Below are 17,100 nucleotides of genomic sequence, written 5' to 3' on the forward strand. Positions count from 1 at the left end.
TGCCGGCATAGAGGTGTGGCATGTGAAAGGATGGAATGTCCCTGCCGTCATGGCAACCCCTGTCCCCCAAACATCGCCAAAAGCGCGGCTGCATAAAAAATGCTTCATTCGCCGGAACCATCAATGACGAGATTTGTTTCGCAGCCATATGGATTTTTCGATTTTATCGTGAATTTTGTATCAATCGCGCGGGACGACGAATTGACGTCCTGCAAGAATCCCGCAAATACGGGCAGGCTGGCGTGTCAGATATTGCTTCAGAGGGGCTGATTTTGGTTTCTTCATCGACGGAACGTAATGCGGCGGGAGGGGGTAAGCCGGATGGCGTTGCCAGCCCGGACAGCGGCCCTCATGCCGCTTCGTCACCCCGCAAGCGCCGTGCCGCCCCCAAAGAAGATGGCCATGTGTCCCAGGCGCTGCGCACCGTCTACCAACGCGCTGTGGATGAAGATATCCCCTCCGAAATGCTCGATCTGCTGAGCAAGCTGGACTGATACAGTCATGAACGGGGGCAGCCTTCCTCCGGCCGCCCGCACCGGGACCGCCCGATCGCCGGGCGTGCCGCTTGCTGGATTTTTCCGGTCAACCGGTGTCAAGATGTTCCTCATCCTGACGCTGGCACTCCTGCCGTTGGGGCTGATCGCGCTCGTCGCCTCGCTCCAGGCCATCCGCACCGCCGACCTTGAAAAGGAAGCCCTGCTGCGCGTTGCGGTGACGCAGAGCGCGCGCAAGCTGACCGCCGATCTGCAATCGGACCGGACGGCGTTGGAACTGACCGTCAACGCCCTTGCCAGCCCCGGCGGCGAGACGGGCATCTGCCAGCGGCTGGAGCTTTTCCTGACCTCGCATGACCGCGATGGCGGGCATTTTTACATTTACGACCGGCGCGGCGAGCGCCTGTGCGGATCGCCGGTCCCGGAACCCGCGGGCATCGCCATCGCCGAGCGTTTCGAAGGCAAGGACGCGCAGCTGCTGCCTGCGTCGCAATTTCTGGTGAGCCGGGTGCGCAGCCGTAACGGCGCGCTGGTAGGCTTTGCCTATTATTCGCGCGCCCATCTCGAAAGCGTCGCCGATCCCGCCACCGCGCTGCAAAACCGGCAACTGACCCTGCGGCAGGGTGACGCGCGGATGGTGATCAGCCGTCCCGGCGGCCCGCCGATCAGCGGCCATAGCAGCAGCCTGTCGGCCCGCCTCGACCCGCCTGACATCGTGCTGACCATGAGCGTGCGTGATCCGCCAGCGACCATCGCCCGTATGCTCTCGCTCTTCCTGCCGCTGGTCATGTGGTTTGCGGCGGCGGCGGTCGGCTGGTTTGTCGTCAATCGCCTGTTGATCCGCCCGCTGGTGCTACTGCGCCGGTCGGTTGCGGCCTATCATCCGGGCGAAGTGCTGGAGCCGCTGCAAAAAGTCCGGACGCCAGCGCAGGAGATCGTCGCGCTGGGCGAAACCTTCCGCGAGATCAGCGAAGATGTCGCCACCCATGAAGCGGAAATGGCACAGGGGCTGGAAACCCAGCGCAAACTGACCCGTGAAGTGCATCACCGGGTCAAGAATAACCTCCAGATTATCGCCAGCCTCATCAACCTGCACGCCCGGTCCGCGCATGATCCCGAAGCGGTGGAGGCCTATGCCTCGATCCAGCGGCGGGTCGATGCGCTATCCGTCGTCCATCGCAATCATTTCGCCGAGCTGGAGGATAATCGCGGCGTCGGCGTGCGTCCGCTGATCAGCGAATTGTCCGCCAGCCTGCGCGCTACGGCCCCGACACAGGCCCGGCGCTTTGGCATTCAGATCGACGCGGACGACCTGCACATCAGTCAGGATGTCGCCGTGCCGATCGCCTTTCTGCTGACTGAACTGGTAGAACTGGCGATGATGCTCGACCCTCATGGCGCGATGCGGATTGCGGTGCGGGGCGTGGCGGATCGCGACAATCGCGCGCTGCTGAGCGTGCGGTCGAGCGGCCTGCGCGCGTCGGAGGCGATGACCATCCATCTGGCCGAACGCTATGGCCGGGTATTGACCGGCCTGTCGCGCCAGCTACGCGCGCCGCTGGACCATGATGCGGAAGCGGGCGGCTACACCATCGAGATCAGCGTCATTCCCTGAGGCACGACCCTCACTTCCCCCCGTTCGTTTCGAGCGAAGTCGAGAAACGGTAGCGCGCAGTTTCTCGACTTCGCTCGAAACGAACGGAGGTTGGGGCTTTCACGCCAAAATCATCAGGCTCAAGCGCGCTGATAATCCCGGCGGAAATCGGAGGCGAATGTAGCGAATTGCCCGGCAGCGATGCTGTCGCGGATCGCCTGCATCAGCGATTGGTAGAAATGGATATTATGCTGGGTCATCAGCATCGCGCCCAGCATCTCTCCGGCTTTCACCAGATGATGCAGATAGGCCCGCCCCCAGGTCGCGCAGACCGGGCAGGTGCAGCGCGGATCGAGCGGGCCGGTATCTTCGGCAAAGCGCGCATTGCGGATGTTGAGCGGTCCGGCCCAGGTGAAGGCCTGCCCGTTGCGCCCCGACCGGGTGGGCAGCACGCAATCGAACATGTCGATGCCGCGTTCGACCGCGCCGACAATATCGTCGGGCTTGCCCACGCCCATCAGGTAGCGCGGCTTGTCCTGCGGCAGCATGTCCGGCGCGAAATCGAGGGTAGCGAACATCGCCTCCTGCCCCTCCCCCACGGCCAGACCGCCGACGGCATAGCCATCAAAGCCGATGTCGATCAGTTGCTGCGCGGATTGCTGCCTTAAACCTTTGTCCAGCGATCCCTGCTGGATGCCGAACAAGGCCGCGCGTTCCGCATGGTCGCCGCCTGCATCAAAACCGTCGCGCGAGCGCCTGGCCCAGCGCATCGATCGCTCCATCGACCGCGCCGCCTCATCATGGGTGCAGCCATTTTTGGTGCATTCGTCGAACGCCATCACAATGTCGCTGTCCAGCAGCCGCTGGATTTCCATCGACCGTTCGGGGGTCAGCATATGCTTGGACCCGTCGATATGACTGGAAAAAGCGACGCCCTGTTCGCTCATCTTGGTCAGTTCCGACAGGCTCATCACCTGATAGCCGCCACTGTCGGTCAGGATCGGCCGGTCCCAGCCCATGAAACCATGCAGGCCGCCCAGCCGCGCCATGCGCTCCGCGCCGGGACGCAGCATCAGATGATAGGTATTGCCCAATATGATGTCGGCCCCGGTCGCGCGCACTTCGGCCGGGCGCATCGCCTTGACCGTGGCGGCGGTGCCGACCGGCATGAAGGCGGGCGTGCGGATCTCGCCGCGCTGCATCTGGATCGCGCCGGTGCGCGCCTTGCCGTCAGTCGCGGCGATCGAGAAGGAAAAACGGGTCTGGGTCACGCGCGCCGTTTATGATCGAACGGGCGCAGGCACAAGGGTTCACCCCGCCTTGCGCACGCCTTCAAACAGCATCAGCGCGTCGATGTTGAAGCCTTCGACGCGGCGATAGGGACCGATGAAGCGCAGGCAGTCCGCCGACAGGCGCAATGGCCATGCCGTGCCCGCTGAATCATGGAGGGCCAGCGTGACAAATTTGGAGTCCTGATCGCGGTCGTTCATCTGCCTATGGCTAATTAATAAAGGTTAACAAAGCCCTGAGCGACGATCGAGAATAGCCAAGGACGGGCGTTTTGTTGCATATCCGCAACAAGGAGTCTCATTTGGGCCAATTTGTGACGACGCGTTTGCAACAGTTCCCTACAAAAATAGTTAACGGGCTGTTCACCGGCGGGGGGTTGATTGCATCCTCCATGCGAGCCTGTTCTGTTCAGTCGGAATAGAAAAACGGGGACGCAGATGATTGATTCAGGACGGTTTAATCCGACAAGAGACGTGGTCGAGACGGCTGGTGAGGAGCATTTTGCGCCTGACACCGATCAACCAGCCTTTTCCGTAGCGGAAATCGCGGTTCCGACGGACCGCTCCACCCTTTTCGACCTGGGCCAGATCGATGTGCGCTGGGACGAGGAACTGGCAACCCTGTGGGCCTTCATGACCCCGCATGACCGGCCCAATTCCAATCTGGGCCTGATTCGCGATACGATGGCATGGCAGAGGGAGAGCAAGCGCGTCTATGGCGGCGCCGACGGCAGCGGTCGCGATGGCGCGCTCAAATTCATGGTGCTGGGGTCGCGCTTCCCCGGCGTATTCAATCTGGGCGGCGATCTGGAAATGTTCGCCGAGTGCATCCAGCGCCGCGACCGCGCTACCCTGCTCAGCTATGGCGTCGCCTGCTGCGAGATTGTCGACCGCATCTGGCACTGCAACGACATGAACATCATCAATATCGGACTGGCACAGGGCGACGCGCTGGGCGGCGGGCTGGAGGCGCTAATGTGCTTCGACGTCATCATCGCCGAGCGGCAGGCCAAGTTCGGCCTGCCCGAAGTCCTGTTCGGCCTCTTCCCCGGCATGGGCGCCTATTCGGTGCTGTCACGGCGGGTCGGCCCCGTGCTGGCGCGCGAGATGATTACCGAGGGGCGAATCTACAGCGCGGACGAAATGTGCGAAATGGGCATTGTCGCGCAGGTCGTCGATCCGGGCGAGGGTGAAGCCGCGACCGCCAGATGGATTGCCGACCATAGCGCCCATCATGCCGGTTATGTCGGCATCAACCGGGCCGGGCGGCGGGTCAATCCGCTGACGCTGGCCGAACTGACCGACATTGTCGAGACATGGACCGATACAGCCCTGTCCCTTTCCGACCGCGACCTCCGGATGATGCGGCGGCTGGCGGCGGCGCAAACCCGCTTGCGCTGAAACGCAGCGAGGGTGGGCAGGTCAGGCCTGCCGCCGACGCCGTTTGTGGATGACGGGATCGGGGCGTTCGCCCCCTTCCAATGGGCCGTCGGCGATCATTTCGGCGATCCGCTCGCTCGTCACCGGACGGCTGAACAAATAGCCCTGCACATTGGTAAAGCCGGCGTCGCGGGCGTGGCGTAGCTGGTCCGTCGTCTCGATCCCCTCCGCCACCGTGTCCATCGCCAGATCACGGGCAAGGTTGCCGATGGCGCGCACGATCGCGCGATCCTCCGCATTGGAGCTGACCCCGGCCATGAAGCTCTGGTCCACCTTGAGCGTGTCGAACCGGTAGGAGCGCAGATAGGATAGCGAGCTGTAGCCGGTGCCGAAATCATCGAGCGCCAGCCGCAACCCGATCCGCTGCAATTCACGCAGGATCGCATTGGTCTGGCCGCTATCGTCCAGGAAAATGGATTCGGTGACTTCCAGCTCCAGCCGCCGCGCGGGCAGGCCCGTTTCGAGCAGCGCGGCGATGACGTTGCCGGGCAGGTCGTGCGACTTCAATGAGGCAGGTGACACGTTGATGGCGATGCGGACTTCGCCAGGCCAGGAGGCCGCGGCGATGCAGGCTTCGCGCAGCACCCAGCCGGTCATCGCCTCGATCATGCCCATGCCTTCGGCGATCGGGATAAATTCGCCGGGCGAAATCGGTCCCAGCACCGGATGATCCCAGCGCAGCAGCGCCTCGCACGCGTCGATATGGCCGCTTTCCAGATCGACGATCGGCTGGAACAGCAATTTGAGTTCATTCGTCTCCAGCGCCCGGCGCAGCCCGGTTTCGATCTCATGGACGCGATTGAAGCGTTCCTTGAGCGACCAGTTGAAGCTGGACGCGCGGTTACGCCCTTCCCGCTTGGCTTCGTAGAGCGCCAGATCGGCATGTTGCATCAGCTCGTCCATGTCGCGCCCGTCCTGCGGCGCAACGGCAAAGCCGATGGACGCGGTCACCTGGAGATGATTGTCCGACAGGTCGAAGCCATGGGCAAAATAGCTGATGATTTCCTGCGCGATCGCCGCCGCCGTCACCCGGTCCGTATCGGCGCAGATGATGACAAATTCATCGCCGCCAAAGCGCGCGATCCGGCCGCGCCCCTGCACGACCTCGTCCAGCCGCTCCGCCACCGCGCGCAGCAACTGGTCACCGACCATATGGCCCAGCGAATCATTGATTTCCTTGAACCGGTCAATGTCCATCCACAGGATGGCGACGGCATCGTTGCGCTTCTGACTATTTTCAAAAATCTCGCGCAGCCGCATCTGCATCGCCATGCGGTTTTCAAGGCCTGTCAGACTGTCGAAGCGGGCGAGTCGCTCGAATTTTTCCGCGAGCAGCGACTTGTCACGCTTGCCGATCAACGCCTGGACGACGATGCGATGGGTGGTCGAGCTGATTTCCGCCAGACCCAGCACCATGGCGACCATAGCGACCGACAGGACACGATAGCCGGTCGATCCTTCCATCCATAGCCCGGTCGCGGTTGGCAGCAGGGCCAGGCACACCTGCCCGATGGCGATCTGGACGCGCCCTGCATTGCGGCCGGAGATGCCGCCTGCATAGCCCGTCGCCATCGACACGCTGAGCATGTGGATGACCGGATTGGCCGATCCGATCAGGGTCACGAAACCCATCAAACCCAGCAGCCCGGCATAGGCCCAGGCGCCCAGTTCATAGGCCAGTTCCCAGTTGCGCGAGGCAACAGCAGTGCCGCGTACAAGCTGGCGATGGAAGAAAATAGCGGAAATAACACGGAGAGTGGCAACCACGCAGATTGCGATCACGACCGCGTGGATCGCCGGAAAGTCGCTCATGCTGCTGATGACGATGCCCACGGCAGTGCCGGTGGCAGCGCCAATGGTCAGAGATGCAGGAGACGCATAAAGGGATTCGACAAGGCTGCGCCGCACGTCGGCGTCCTGCCCCGTTTGCTGCGCCCTGCGCTTTTCCAACAATGTCCTCAAAGCGCGCAAATTGGCGGGTCTCCGGTTCCCAGACCCGGTGTCGCATTTTCCCTTTATTTTTTGGTTAATTTTACAACAGCGCAAGCCGAAGGGCTGCCCGGCTTGAACCGACCGGTCGGGCTGATATGGCAGCCCCATCCTGCCCCATAGCCTGGAGTTTGCCCGATGCACCCGCTTGATCGTCCCGTCTGGCATACGCTGCGCAGCGGCTGGGCGGCGTTGGCGCAGGGGGATAGCCAGGCGATGCGGCTCGATCCCGCCTATGGTCCTTTTGCAGCGACCAGAGATGACGGCCCGGACAGCCTGATCGCGCTGGCATCGCTGGCAACCGACGATAGCGAAATGTGGCTGGTCGGGCAGGATGTGGCGGTCGCCCCGCCGGGCATGACGATCGCGCGCGCCGCGACGTTGGCGCAGATGGTCGCAACAACGGTCAGCCATGCCCCGGCACCGCCATATGAGTGGATCGTCCTGGGCGAAGCGGACGCGGAAGAAATGCGCGCGCTGGCGCTATTGACCCGGCCCGGCCCGTTCCATCCCCTCACCCATCGGCTCGGCCGCTTCATCGGCGTGCGCGACCATGGGCAACTGGTCGCGATGGCCGGCGAACGGATGTGCCTGCCCGGCTTTACCGAGGTCAGCGGCGTCTGCACCCATCCCGATTTTCGCGGGCGAGGCCTCGCGGCCGCTCTGATGCGGATCGTCATGCAGGCGATGCTGGAGCGGGGCGAGACGCCTTTCCTGCACGCCTATGCCGCCCATGACCGGACGATCGCGCTCTACGAGACGCTGGGCTTTGCGGTGCGGGCAGAGTTGCCGATGGCCGTGCTGGTGCGGCGATCCGGCTAACGCCTGACCGGCTCGCAGGCTATGCCGTCCAGATCGCCATCCATGCTGACATCATAGCCGGGCTGCCCGCGATAGATCGGCGCAGCGCCAGCCGCCCATGCCGCGCGGCAATCCCGAAAGACGGTGGCCGTCGCCTGACTACGGACGATCCCACGTTCGACCCGCGCGATAGCATGACCGCCCCCAGCCGAGGGCTGTTGCGCGTCCAGTTCCGCGGCACTCATCGGCCGTTCGCGCACGACCGGTTCCGGCATCCCGATCGGTGCCTCAATCATGGCTGGCTCTGGCGGCAGCGGGGCGGCAGGTTCGCTACGCAACCAATGGAGCGATAGCGCGGCTACCAGCCCGACCGCGAAAACAGCGAGCAGAAGCAGCGCCGATGCCTTACGAGACTCACGCTGCTGCTGGGCGCGGTAGGCGGGGCTGAGCTGCACCGGGACGGCACGGAAAGGCTTTTTGAAACTCATGACCATTGGTTAGCGGCAATCGGTAAACAGCCGGTTGCTTCGCGTTGCTCATAAGAAAAAGGCCGGTGGATCGCTCCACCGGCCTCTTCTTTTCGTAACAAGAGCGTTGGACTTAGAAGTCCATGCCGCCCATGCCGCCCATGCCGCCGCCGGGCATACCCATTGGCGACTTGTCGTCGGCGGGCATTTCCGAAATGGCAGCTTCGGTGGTGATCAGCAGGCCGGCGACCGAGGCCGCGTCCTGCAGAGCCGCACGAACGACCTTGGTCGGGTCGATCACGCCGGCTTCCACCAGGTTTTCATAGACGTCGGTCGCGGCGTTGAAGCCACGGGTCTCGTCATTTTCGCGCAGCAGGTTGCCGGCAACCACGGCACCGTCAACGCCCGCATTCTGGGCGATCTGGCGCAGCGGCGCTTCGATCGCCTTGCGGATGATGTCGATACCACGGGTCTGGTCGTCATTCGCGCCCTTCATGCCGGCCAAAGCCTTGGTGGCATAGAGGAGAGCGGTGCCGCCGCCAGGGACGATGCCTTCTTCAACGGCCGCACGGGTGGCGTGCAGCGCGTCGTCGACGCGGTCCTTGCGTTCCTTGACTTCGACTTCCGAAGCGCCGCCAACCTTGATGACGGCCACGCCGCCAGCGAGCTTGGCCAGACGTTCCTGCAGCTTTTCCTTATCATAGTCCGAGGTGGTGTTCTCGATCTGCTGACGGATCTGCTCGGTACGGCCCTTGATCGAGTCATGGTCGCCAGCGCCATCGACGATGACGGTGTTGTCCTTGTCGATGGTGACGCGCTTGGCGGTGCCGAGCATCGCCAGCGTGACGTTCTCCAGCTTGATGCCCAGATCTTCGGAAATCACTTCGCCCTTGGTCAGGACAGCGATATCTTCCAGCATCGCCTTGCGACGATCGCCAAAGCCGGGCGCCTTGACCGCTGCGACCTTCAGGCCACCGCGCAGCTTGTTGACGACCAGGGTCGCCAGCGCTTCGCCTTCGATATCTTCAGCGATGATCAGCAGGGGACGACCCGACTGAACGACTGCTTCGAGGATCGGCAGGATCGACTGGAGGTTGCTGAGCTTCTTTTCGTGGATCAGAATGTACGGATCAGCCAGCTCTACAGCCATCTTTTCCGGGTTCGTCACGAAATAGGGCGACAGATAGCCGCGGTCGAACTGCATACCTTCGACGACGTCCAGCTCGAATTCGAGACCCTTGGCTTCTTCAACCGTGATCACGCCTTCCTTGCCCACGCGCTCCATGGCTTCGGCGATCTTTTCGCCAACCACGGTGTCGCCATTGGCCGAGATGATGCCGACCTGGGCGATTTCCTTGGTCCCAGCGACGGGCTTGGAACGGGCCTTGAGATCCTCGACAACCTTGATAACGGCCAGATCGATGCCGCGCTTCAGATCCATCGGGTTCATGCCGGCGGCAACCGACTTCATGCCTTCACGAACGATCGCCTGCGCCAATACGGTCGCAGTGGTCGTGCCGTCGCCAGCAATGTCGTTGGTCTTGGAAGCGACTTCGCGCACCATCTGGGCGCCCATATTCTCGAACTTGTCCTTGAGTTCGATTTCCTTGGCGACGCTGACGCCGTCCTTGGTGATACGGGGGGCGCCGAAGCTCTTGTCGATGACGACGTTGCGGCCCTTTGGCCCCAGAGTCACCTTGACCGCGTCGGCCAGGATATCAACACCGCGCAGAATGCGCTCACGAGCGTCGCGGGAAAATTTTACGTCTTTTGCAGCCATGGGAAAAACCCTCTTTCTTGCAAATGGGAATAGTCAGGAAAACGAACGACTTAGGCGACGACGCCCAGAATGTCCGATTCCTTCATGATCAGCAGGTCTTCACCGTCGACCTTGACTTCGGTGCCGGACCATTTGCCGAACAGGATGCGGTCGCCAGCCTTGACGTCGAGCGGGGTCACCTTGCCATCTTCGGCCTTCGAGCCGGTGCCGACGGAGACGATTTCGCCTTCCTGCGGCTTTTCCTTGGCGGTGTCGGGGATGATGATGCCACCGGCGGTCTTTGCTTCCGCTTCGATGCGGCGGACGAGAACACGGTCGTGCAATGGACGAAATGCCATGTTGATTGCCTTTCCCTTCTGTTTGGGATGGGTCCGGCGCGCGATCCGGGGATGAATCCCCCGAAAACCGCCCTCGCCTTATCCTTCTCCCGATAAACTGCGTCGCTGTTAGCACTCATTGAAGGAGAGTGCTAGCGCGGCTTGATATGGCGCAACCGAAAGATCGGTCAAGACCTTCCATGCGCATTTTTTCGCGACCGATGATTTTCCGTGCGACATCCCTCAGCGCCGTTGCGGTGCGGCGGGGCGCTTCCTACCTGACGCGGATCAGCATCCACGAGAGGCCTCTCCCCCAATGAGCGATCCAACCTATACCCCGCCTGCCGTCTGGACATGGGACAAGGCCAATGGCGGCCAGTTCGCCAATATCAATCGGCCGATCGCGGGTGCCACCCATGAAAAGGATCTGCCGGTGGGGCAGCATCCGCTCCAGCTCTACTCGCTGGCCACGCCCAATGGGCAGAAGGTCACGATCCTGCTGGAGGAATTGCTGGAGGCGGGGTTCAGCGCGGCCGAATATGACGCCTGGCTGATCAGGATCGGCGATGGCGACCAGTTTTCCAGCGGCTTCGTGGCGGTCAATCCCAACAGCAAGATCCCCGCATTGATGGACCATAGCGTGTCCCCGCCGCAGCGCGTGTTCGAATCCGGCGCGATCCTGCTGTATCTGGCCGAAAAGTTCGGCGCCTTCCTGCCGACCGATCCCGCCAAGCTGACAGCCGCGCTCAGCTGGCTGTTCTGGCAGATGGGCAGCGCCCCTTTGCTGGGCGGCGGCTTTGGCCATTTCTACGCTTATGCCCCGGAAAAATATGAATATCCGATCAACCGCTACACGATGGAAGTGAAGCGCCAGCTCGACGTGCTGGACCGGCATCTGGCGGACAATGACTATGTCGCGGGCGACGAATATAGCATCGCCGACATCGCCATCTGGCCCTGGTATGGCGGCGTCGTGCTGGGCCGCGCCTATGACGCGGCGGAATTTCTGAACGCGGGCAGCTACACCAACCTGTTGCGTTGGGCGCGGCAGATCGACGCCCGCCCGGCGGTGACGCGCGGGCGCAAGGTCAACAAGGTCAACGGCCCGCTCGACGGCCAATTGCATGAGCGCCACGATGCCGGCGACTTTGCCGCAAAGACGCAGGACAAGGTCGAGGGGGCGGTTTGACGCCCCCTCCCCGCATCAGTAGCCGACGGTGAAGCGCTGGCGGCTGTGGCACGGCGTTTCGATTTCATCGACCAGCGCGATGGCATAGTCGGCATAGGATATGCTGCTCTTGCCATCGGCATCGACCAGCAACTGGTCGGTGCCGAGCCGGAAACTGCCGGTGCGCGGGCCGACGAAGAAGAAGAGCGAGGGCGACACATAGGTCCAGTCGATGTCATCGACGCCGCGCAGATAGTCCAGAAACGCCTTGCCCCGGCTGGCTTCGGGCAGATATTCCTTCGGGAAATCTGGCGTGCTGATCAGTGGCACGCCCGGTGCCACCTCCAGACTCGCCGCCCCGCCCACGACCAGATAGCGCGGTACGCCCGACTGGCGCACGACATCGACCAGCGACGCCGGGTCGGTATCGGAAAACATCACCGCACTGACGACGACATCATGGCCCACAGTCGCCTGCGCCAGCGCTTCGGGATGGTTGACGTCGCCCGCAACCGCAGTGATCGCGGCATCCTGCACCGCATTTTCGGGATGACGGGCAATGGCTGTCACCTGATGCCCACGCCGTGCCAGTTCCGCGCTGATTTCCTGCCCCGCACGACCCGTGCCGCCGATGATCGCTACTTTCATGTTCATCTCCATACGTGGTTACCAATGGAAACCAGATAGAGATTCGGCTATCAGGGGTACAAGAAGGCACTTTGCCTTCACCTGGTTACGCCGAGGATACTGCCTATGAGTTCCACTCCGCCGCCCCGCGTCGGCGACGCCTATAATCCCGATTGCCCGACCCGGCATATTCTCGACCGGATCGGCGACAAATGGGCGGTGCTGGTGCTGCTGAGCCTGAAGGACGGGCCAGTGCGCTTCAACCTGCTGCGCCGCCGGATCGGCGCGATTTCGCAAAAGATGCTGTCGCAGACGTTGAAAAGTCTGGAACGCGACGGCCTGGTCAGCCGCGCCGCCTTTGCCACGGTGCCGGTGACAGTGGAATATCGCCTGACCCCGCTGGCAGGCGGGCTGATCGGCATATTGGACCAGATCACCAACTGGGCCGAAACCCATGTCGGCGACATCATGGCCGCCCGGCGCGCGCATGATGCGGGGGTGGAGGCGATGGCAGCTTAGGATTGGCGTGTCGAGTACCAAGCTGAAAATCTCTTGACCCTTAAGACCCCTCCCCCTTGAGGGGGAGGTTGGGAGGGGGTGTGCTGCCGCCAATGTGGACGCTCGGCTTCGCCTCACTCCCCCTCCCCTTGATTGGAGGCACGTGACTCCAATCAACCCTCCCCGTCGGGGAGGGGAGACGAACACACAATCCTTAAGCCCCAATATTATCCCGCCGCCTTCACAATCTCCGCCCATTCCTCTTCGCTGATCACCTTGATCCCCAGCGCGGCAGCCTGTTTGAGCTTGCTCCCAGCCCCCGGCCCGGCGACCACCAGATCCGTCTTGGCACTGACCGATCCTGCCGCTTTGGCTCCCAGCCGTTCGGCCTGTGCCTTAGCCTCGTCGCGGCTCATCGTTTCCAGCTTGCCGGTGAACACGACGGTCTTGCCGGTGACGACGCTGGCGGTGGTTTCCACGACATAATCGGGCGGCGATACTTCGGACAGTAGGTCGTCCCATGCCGTCACATTATGGGGTTCGTGGAAGAAATCGGCGAGCGCATGGCCCACCGCTGCGCCGACATTCTCCACCCCGATATGGTCGGCAATCGCCTTGTCGCGCTTGGCCTGCGTTTCGCCTTCCGGGGCGGCGGCGCGCAGGGCTATGATCTCTTCCGCCAGCGCGCGCACGCCCGGCAGCGTGGTGTAGCGTTTGAGCAGATCACGCGCCGTCACCGCACCCACATGGCGGATGCCCAGCCCAAACAGCAGCCGCGCCGCGTCCGGCGACCGCTTCGCCTCAATCGCGGCGAGCAGATTATCGACCGACTTTTCCTTCCACCCTTCCCGGCCGATCAGGTCGGGGCGGTGGCGTTTCAGGCGGAAAATATCGGCCGGTTCGGTGATCCAGCCCAGATCCAGAAACTCCTGAATCGACTTTTCCCCCAGCCCTTCGATATCCAGCGCAACCCGGCTGACGAAATGGCGCAGCCGCTCGAAGCGTTGCGCGGGGCAGATCAGGCCACCGGTGCAGCGATAATCGACCTCCCCTTCCTCACGCACCGCCTCGCTCTGGCAGATCGGGCATTCGGGCTTGAAGATATAGGGCGCACCGGGATGGTCGCGGTCGAGATTATCCACCACCTGCGGGATGACGTCGCCCGCGCGCTGGACGATGACGCGGTCGCCGGGGCGCACGCCCAGCCGCGCAATCTCGTCGGCATTGTGGAGTGTCACGTTGGAGACGACCACGCCGCCCACCGTCACCGGGGTCAGGCGACCCACCGGGGTCAGCTTGCCGGTGCGGCCGACCTGAATGTCGATCGCCTCCAGCGTCGTCTGCGCCCGTTCGGCGGGGAATTTATGCGCGATCGCCCAGCGCGGCGCTTTGGCGACAAAGCCCAGCCGCTGCTGCCAGTCGAGCCGGTCGACCTTATACACCACCCCGTCAATGTCGAAGGGCAGGTCGGCACGCGCGCTTTCGATGCTGCGATAATGGTCTAACGCCTGCTCCAGATTTTCTACCCTTGCCAGCAAGCTCGAAACTTTCAGTCCCATCGCGGCAATCGCGGTCATCGCTTCGTATTGAGTATCGGCTGGCATCGTAGATATTTCGCCCCAGCCATGCGCAAAAAAGCCGAGGGGACGTTCCTTGGTAATCTCAGCATTTAACTGGCGTAAAGATCCGGCGGCAGCGTTACGCGGATTCGCGAAAATTTTTCCACCAGCCTCGCTTTGCCGAACATTCAGATCAGCAAATGCCGACTTGGACATGTAAACTTCGCCGCGAACCTCAAACACATCGGGAGGGGTCGGAAACAAGTTTCCTCCAGTTCGGAGAGTCGGAACAATGTCGTCTATAGTACGAACGTTTTCAGTTACATCTTCACCAACAGTACCGTCACCTCTCGTCAATGCACGAATTAAAAGACCTTTTTCAAATCTCAAAGAACATGAAAGTCCATCAATTTTTGGCTCCGCAGTTAACGCTACTGGAGCATCCTTTGCCAAATTCAAAAACTTCCGCACTCGCGCCACAAAGTCGGAAATATCTTCGTCTTTGAAGCCATTATCGAGGCTCATCATGCGCTGTGCGTGAGCGATTTTCTTGAGCGCTGATGTCGGCGCGGCCCCGACCTGGGCATTGGGCGAATCGGCGCGGACCAAGTGCGGGAATTGCGCTTCGAGTGCGTTGTTCTCACGGATCAGCGCATCATAGGCTGCGTCCGTAATCTCAGGCTGGTCCTGATCATGATAGAGCCGGTTATGCTTGGCCACTTCGCGCGCCAAACGCATCAGACGGTTGGCGGCTTCGGCTTCGGAGAGGGAGGCGGGGTCGGTCATGGGGATGCCATAACCGCTGTTATGCTCCGGCGAAAGCCGGAGCCTAGGGTCAGATGGAGCGAGCGCCGCCCTAGGCTCCCGCCTGCGCGGGAGCACGTTGCTTTATACCCCCGCCACCGGCACCGTCTCGAACCGTTGCCCGAAACCGGCGATGATCGGGCGGGCCTTGGCGATGGCGGCCTGCACGGCGGGCAGTTTGAGCGAGGCCATGTGGTTGTCGCGACTGTCCCACACTTCGGTGATCCACAGCGCGTCGGGGTTGGCGGTGTCGAGCGCGATGACATAGGACAGGCAGCCGGGCATCCCGGTCGTGCCTTCGCGCAGATAGGTGAGCAGTTCGTCGCGCTTGCCGGGTTTCGCGATCATCTGGCCGATCAACCCGTAGCGTGGCTGGGTCGATTGCGCGGTGGCGGGGATGGCGCTGGCGGCCATCGCAGCGGCGGTCAGGCCGATCATGTCTCTGCGGTTATGGGTCATCGCGTCACTTCACTCCCTCCGTTCGTTTCGAGCGTAGTCGAGAAACGATAGCGCGGTTCTCGCCGTTTCTCGACTACGCTCGAAACGAACGGGTGTTGGTGGCTAAACTCGCTCCAGCAACCGTTCCGCCTGTGCGCGCGCCTCTGCGGTAATCTCCGCGCCCGACAGCATCCGCGCGATTTCCTCGCGGCGTTCGCCCTCATCCAGCGCATGAACGCCCGTTCGCGTGACCGTGCCATCGCTCGACTTGGCGATCAGCAGATGCCCCGCCCCGCGCGCGGCCACCTGCGGGCTGTGGGTGACGACCAAAATCTGGTTGCTGCGGGCGAGGCGCGACAGCCTTTCGCCGATCGCAGACGCCACCGCGCCGCCCACGCCCCGGTCGATTTCGTCGAAGATCAGCGTATCCGCCCCGCCCTGCTCCGCCAGCGCGACCTTCAGCGCCAGGATGAAGCGCGACAATTCGCCCCCGCTAGCGATCTTGGTCAGCGGGGCGAAGGGCGCGCCGGGGTTGGTCGAAATCTCAAACTCCACCCGGTCCATCCCCTGCCCGGTCCATTGCCCTTCATCGAGCGGGGCAACAACGGTGCGGAAGCGCGCGGCGTCGAGTTTAAGCGGTGCCAGTTCCGCCGCGACCGCCGCGTCCAGCTTGCCCGCCGCCAATTGTCGCTCGCTCGACAGCGCCTGCGCCGCGGCGCGATAGGCCGCCGCCTTCTGCGCGACATCGGCCTCCAGCGCAGCGATATGCTCCTCCCCGCCCTCGATCGCGGTCAGGCGGGCGGCCATGTCGGCGCACAGGTCCGCCAGATCATCGGGCTGCACCTGATGCTTGCGCGCCAACCCGCGCAGGTCGAACAGCCGGGTTTCGATATCGTCCAGCCGGGCGGGATCGAAGCTCAAGGCCTCGGCCACCTCGGCCAGCCGGTCCTCCGCCTCGCCCGCCTCCACCACCGCACGGTCCAGCGCCTCCAGCACGGCGGCCAAACGCTCATCCTCCGCCGCGATCCGGTCCAGTCGCCGTGCCGCCTGCCGCAATTGGGCAAGGCCACCGTCGGACCCCGTCAGGCAATCGGCAATCGCCGACAGATCGTCGGTCAGGCGCGCGCCCTTCTGCATCGACGCCCGTTCTTCCGCCAGCGTCGCCTCCTCGCCCGGCTGCGCCCCGAAGCGGGTGAGTTCATCGACGGCATGGGCCAGATAATCGCGGTCGCGCGCCGCCATATCCACGGTCTCCCGCGCTTCGGCCAATGCACTCGCCGCCTTGCGCCAAGCACCATATGCCGCGCCGACCGCGCCCGCATCGCAGCGGCCATAGGCGTCGAGCAACGCGCGATGCCCCCGCGCATTGAGCAGCCCGCGATCATCATGCTGGCCGTGAATTTCAACGAGACACCCGCCCAGTTCGCGCAACAACGCCGCCGAACAGGCCGAATCATTGACGAAGGCGCGGCTGCCGCCATCGGCCTTGACCGTGCGGCGAATGAGCAGCGGTTCGCCCGGCTCCATGTCGATGCCATTGTCCGCCAGCAGCATCGCGGCGCGATGGTCGGCGGGCGGCGGGTCGAAGGTCGCGGTGACGCTGGCCTGCGCCTCGCCATTGCGGACGAGGCCACTATCGGCGCGGGCGCCCAGCGCCAGCCCCAGCGAATCGAGCAGGATCGATTTGCCCGCGCCCGTCTCCCCGGTCAGCACGGACAGGCCCGCCCCGAAATCCAGGTCCAGCGCCTCGATCAACACGACATTGCGGATGGACAAAGCGCTCAGCATGACGCGCTTCTACCCGTCAATGCACAAAAGGGGAACAGGCAAGAAAG

At 63.0% G+C, this 17,100-nt stretch carries 16 protein-coding genes; 6 read left to right on the top strand and 10 right to left on the bottom strand.

The window, feature by feature from the left end; translation table 11 throughout:
- Positions 1-35: 35 nt before the first annotated feature.
- Both D0Z70_RS25325 and D0Z70_RS08740 read left to right on the top strand, forming a co-directional pair.
- On the top strand, positions 36-494 hold the full coding sequence (locus D0Z70_RS25325; protein WP_239018862.1) for a NepR family anti-sigma factor: 459 nt from the start codon (positions 36-38) through the stop codon (positions 492-494).
- Positions 495-597: 103 nt separating this feature from the next.
- Positions 598-2,109 carry a sensor histidine kinase gene (locus D0Z70_RS08740; protein WP_119745707.1) on the top strand — a complete coding sequence of 504 codons (1,512 nt, stop codon included), beginning with the start codon at positions 598-600 and terminating at the stop codon, positions 2,107-2,109.
- Between the two features lie 119 nt (positions 2,110-2,228).
- Here D0Z70_RS08740 and tgt read toward each other — a convergent pair whose 3' ends face one another.
- Both tgt and D0Z70_RS08750 read right to left on the bottom strand, forming a co-directional pair.
- Positions 2,229-3,359: a tRNA guanosine(34) transglycosylase Tgt gene (gene tgt, locus D0Z70_RS08745; protein ID WP_119745424.1), complete on the bottom strand. Its 1,131-nt coding sequence runs from the start codon at positions 3,357-3,359 to the stop codon at positions 2,229-2,231.
- 39 nt (positions 3,360-3,398) lie between these two features.
- On the bottom strand, positions 3,399-3,578 hold the full coding sequence (locus tag D0Z70_RS08750) for a hypothetical protein (RefSeq protein WP_119745427.1): 180 nt from the start codon (positions 3,576-3,578) through the stop codon (positions 3,399-3,401).
- A gap of 237 nt (positions 3,579-3,815) precedes the next feature.
- Here D0Z70_RS08750 and D0Z70_RS08755 point away from each other — a divergent pair, with 237 nt between their 5' ends.
- Entirely contained in the window at positions 3,816-4,778 is a 963-nt protein-coding gene (locus D0Z70_RS08755; protein WP_239018863.1) for a crotonase/enoyl-CoA hydratase family protein, read from the top strand.
- Positions 4,779-4,799: 21 nt separating this feature from the next.
- Here the strand turns inward: D0Z70_RS08755 and D0Z70_RS08760 are convergent, their stop codons facing one another.
- Positions 4,800-6,770, bottom strand: coding sequence for a putative bifunctional diguanylate cyclase/phosphodiesterase (locus tag D0Z70_RS08760; protein ID WP_119745431.1), 1,971 nt, complete (start codon positions 6,768-6,770; stop codon positions 4,800-4,802).
- A gap of 174 nt (positions 6,771-6,944) precedes the next feature.
- On the opposite strand from D0Z70_RS08760, the gene D0Z70_RS08765 reads away from it, so the two are divergent.
- Positions 6,945-7,628 carry a GNAT family N-acetyltransferase gene (locus tag D0Z70_RS08765; protein ID WP_119745433.1) on the top strand — a complete coding sequence of 228 codons (684 nt, stop codon included), beginning with the start codon at positions 6,945-6,947 and terminating at the stop codon, positions 7,626-7,628.
- Here the strand turns inward: D0Z70_RS08765 and D0Z70_RS25330 are convergent.
- The 3 genes from D0Z70_RS25330 to groES all read right to left on the bottom strand — a co-directional run bounded on the left by D0Z70_RS25330 (position 7,625) and on the right by groES (position 10,192).
- Entirely contained in the window at positions 7,625-8,095 is a 471-nt protein-coding gene (locus D0Z70_RS25330) for an excalibur calcium-binding domain-containing protein (RefSeq protein WP_239018864.1), read from the bottom strand. The two genes, D0Z70_RS08765 and D0Z70_RS25330, sit on opposite strands and share 4 nt — an antisense overlap.
- Before the next feature lie 112 nt (positions 8,096-8,207).
- Positions 8,208-9,854: a chaperonin GroEL gene (gene groL / locus D0Z70_RS08775; protein ID WP_119745437.1), complete on the bottom strand. Its 1,647-nt coding sequence runs from the start codon at positions 9,852-9,854 to the stop codon at positions 8,208-8,210.
- 50 nt (positions 9,855-9,904) lie between these two features.
- Positions 9,905-10,192, bottom strand: coding sequence for a co-chaperone GroES (groES, locus tag D0Z70_RS08780; protein ID WP_119745439.1), 288 nt, complete (start codon positions 10,190-10,192; stop codon positions 9,905-9,907).
- A 295-nt stretch (positions 10,193-10,487) separates the two neighbouring features.
- Between groES and yghU the strand changes: the two genes are divergently transcribed.
- The gene (gene yghU, locus D0Z70_RS08785) at positions 10,488-11,360 is read left to right on the top strand and encodes a glutathione-dependent disulfide-bond oxidoreductase (RefSeq protein ID WP_119745441.1); all 873 of its coding nucleotides are present in this window, start codon (positions 10,488-10,490) and stop codon (positions 11,358-11,360) included.
- A gap of 15 nt (positions 11,361-11,375) precedes the next feature.
- On the opposite strand, the gene D0Z70_RS08790 is transcribed toward yghU, so the two are convergent.
- Entirely contained in the window at positions 11,376-11,987 is a 612-nt protein-coding gene (locus D0Z70_RS08790) for an NAD(P)-dependent oxidoreductase (protein WP_119745709.1), read from the bottom strand.
- Positions 11,988-12,092: 105 nt separating this feature from the next.
- On the opposite strand from D0Z70_RS08790, the gene D0Z70_RS08795 reads away from it, so the two are divergent.
- On the top strand, positions 12,093-12,485 hold the full coding sequence (locus D0Z70_RS08795) for a winged helix-turn-helix transcriptional regulator (protein ID WP_119745443.1): 393 nt from the start codon (positions 12,093-12,095) through the stop codon (positions 12,483-12,485).
- Between the two features lie 206 nt (positions 12,486-12,691).
- On the opposite strand, the gene ligA is transcribed toward D0Z70_RS08795, so the two are convergent.
- From ligA to recN, 3 genes are all read right to left on the bottom strand, one after another.
- On the bottom strand, positions 12,692-14,809 hold the full coding sequence (ligA, locus tag D0Z70_RS08800; protein ID WP_119745445.1) for an NAD-dependent DNA ligase LigA: 2,118 nt from the start codon (positions 14,807-14,809) through the stop codon (positions 12,692-12,694).
- 102 nt (positions 14,810-14,911) lie between these two features.
- Positions 14,912-15,286 (bottom strand): putative quinol monooxygenase, encoded by a 375-nt coding sequence (locus D0Z70_RS08805; protein ID WP_119745447.1) that lies wholly within the window; start codon positions 15,284-15,286, stop codon positions 14,912-14,914.
- A gap of 102 nt (positions 15,287-15,388) precedes the next feature.
- Positions 15,389-17,053, bottom strand: coding sequence for a DNA repair protein RecN (recN, locus tag D0Z70_RS08815; RefSeq protein WP_119745451.1), 1,665 nt, complete (start codon positions 17,051-17,053; stop codon positions 15,389-15,391).
- Positions 17,054-17,100 lie beyond the last annotated feature (47 nt).

This window comes from Sphingobium terrigena (assembly GCF_003591655.1).
GTDB classification, from domain to species: domain Bacteria; phylum Pseudomonadota; class Alphaproteobacteria; order Sphingomonadales; family Sphingomonadaceae; genus Sphingobium; species Sphingobium terrigena.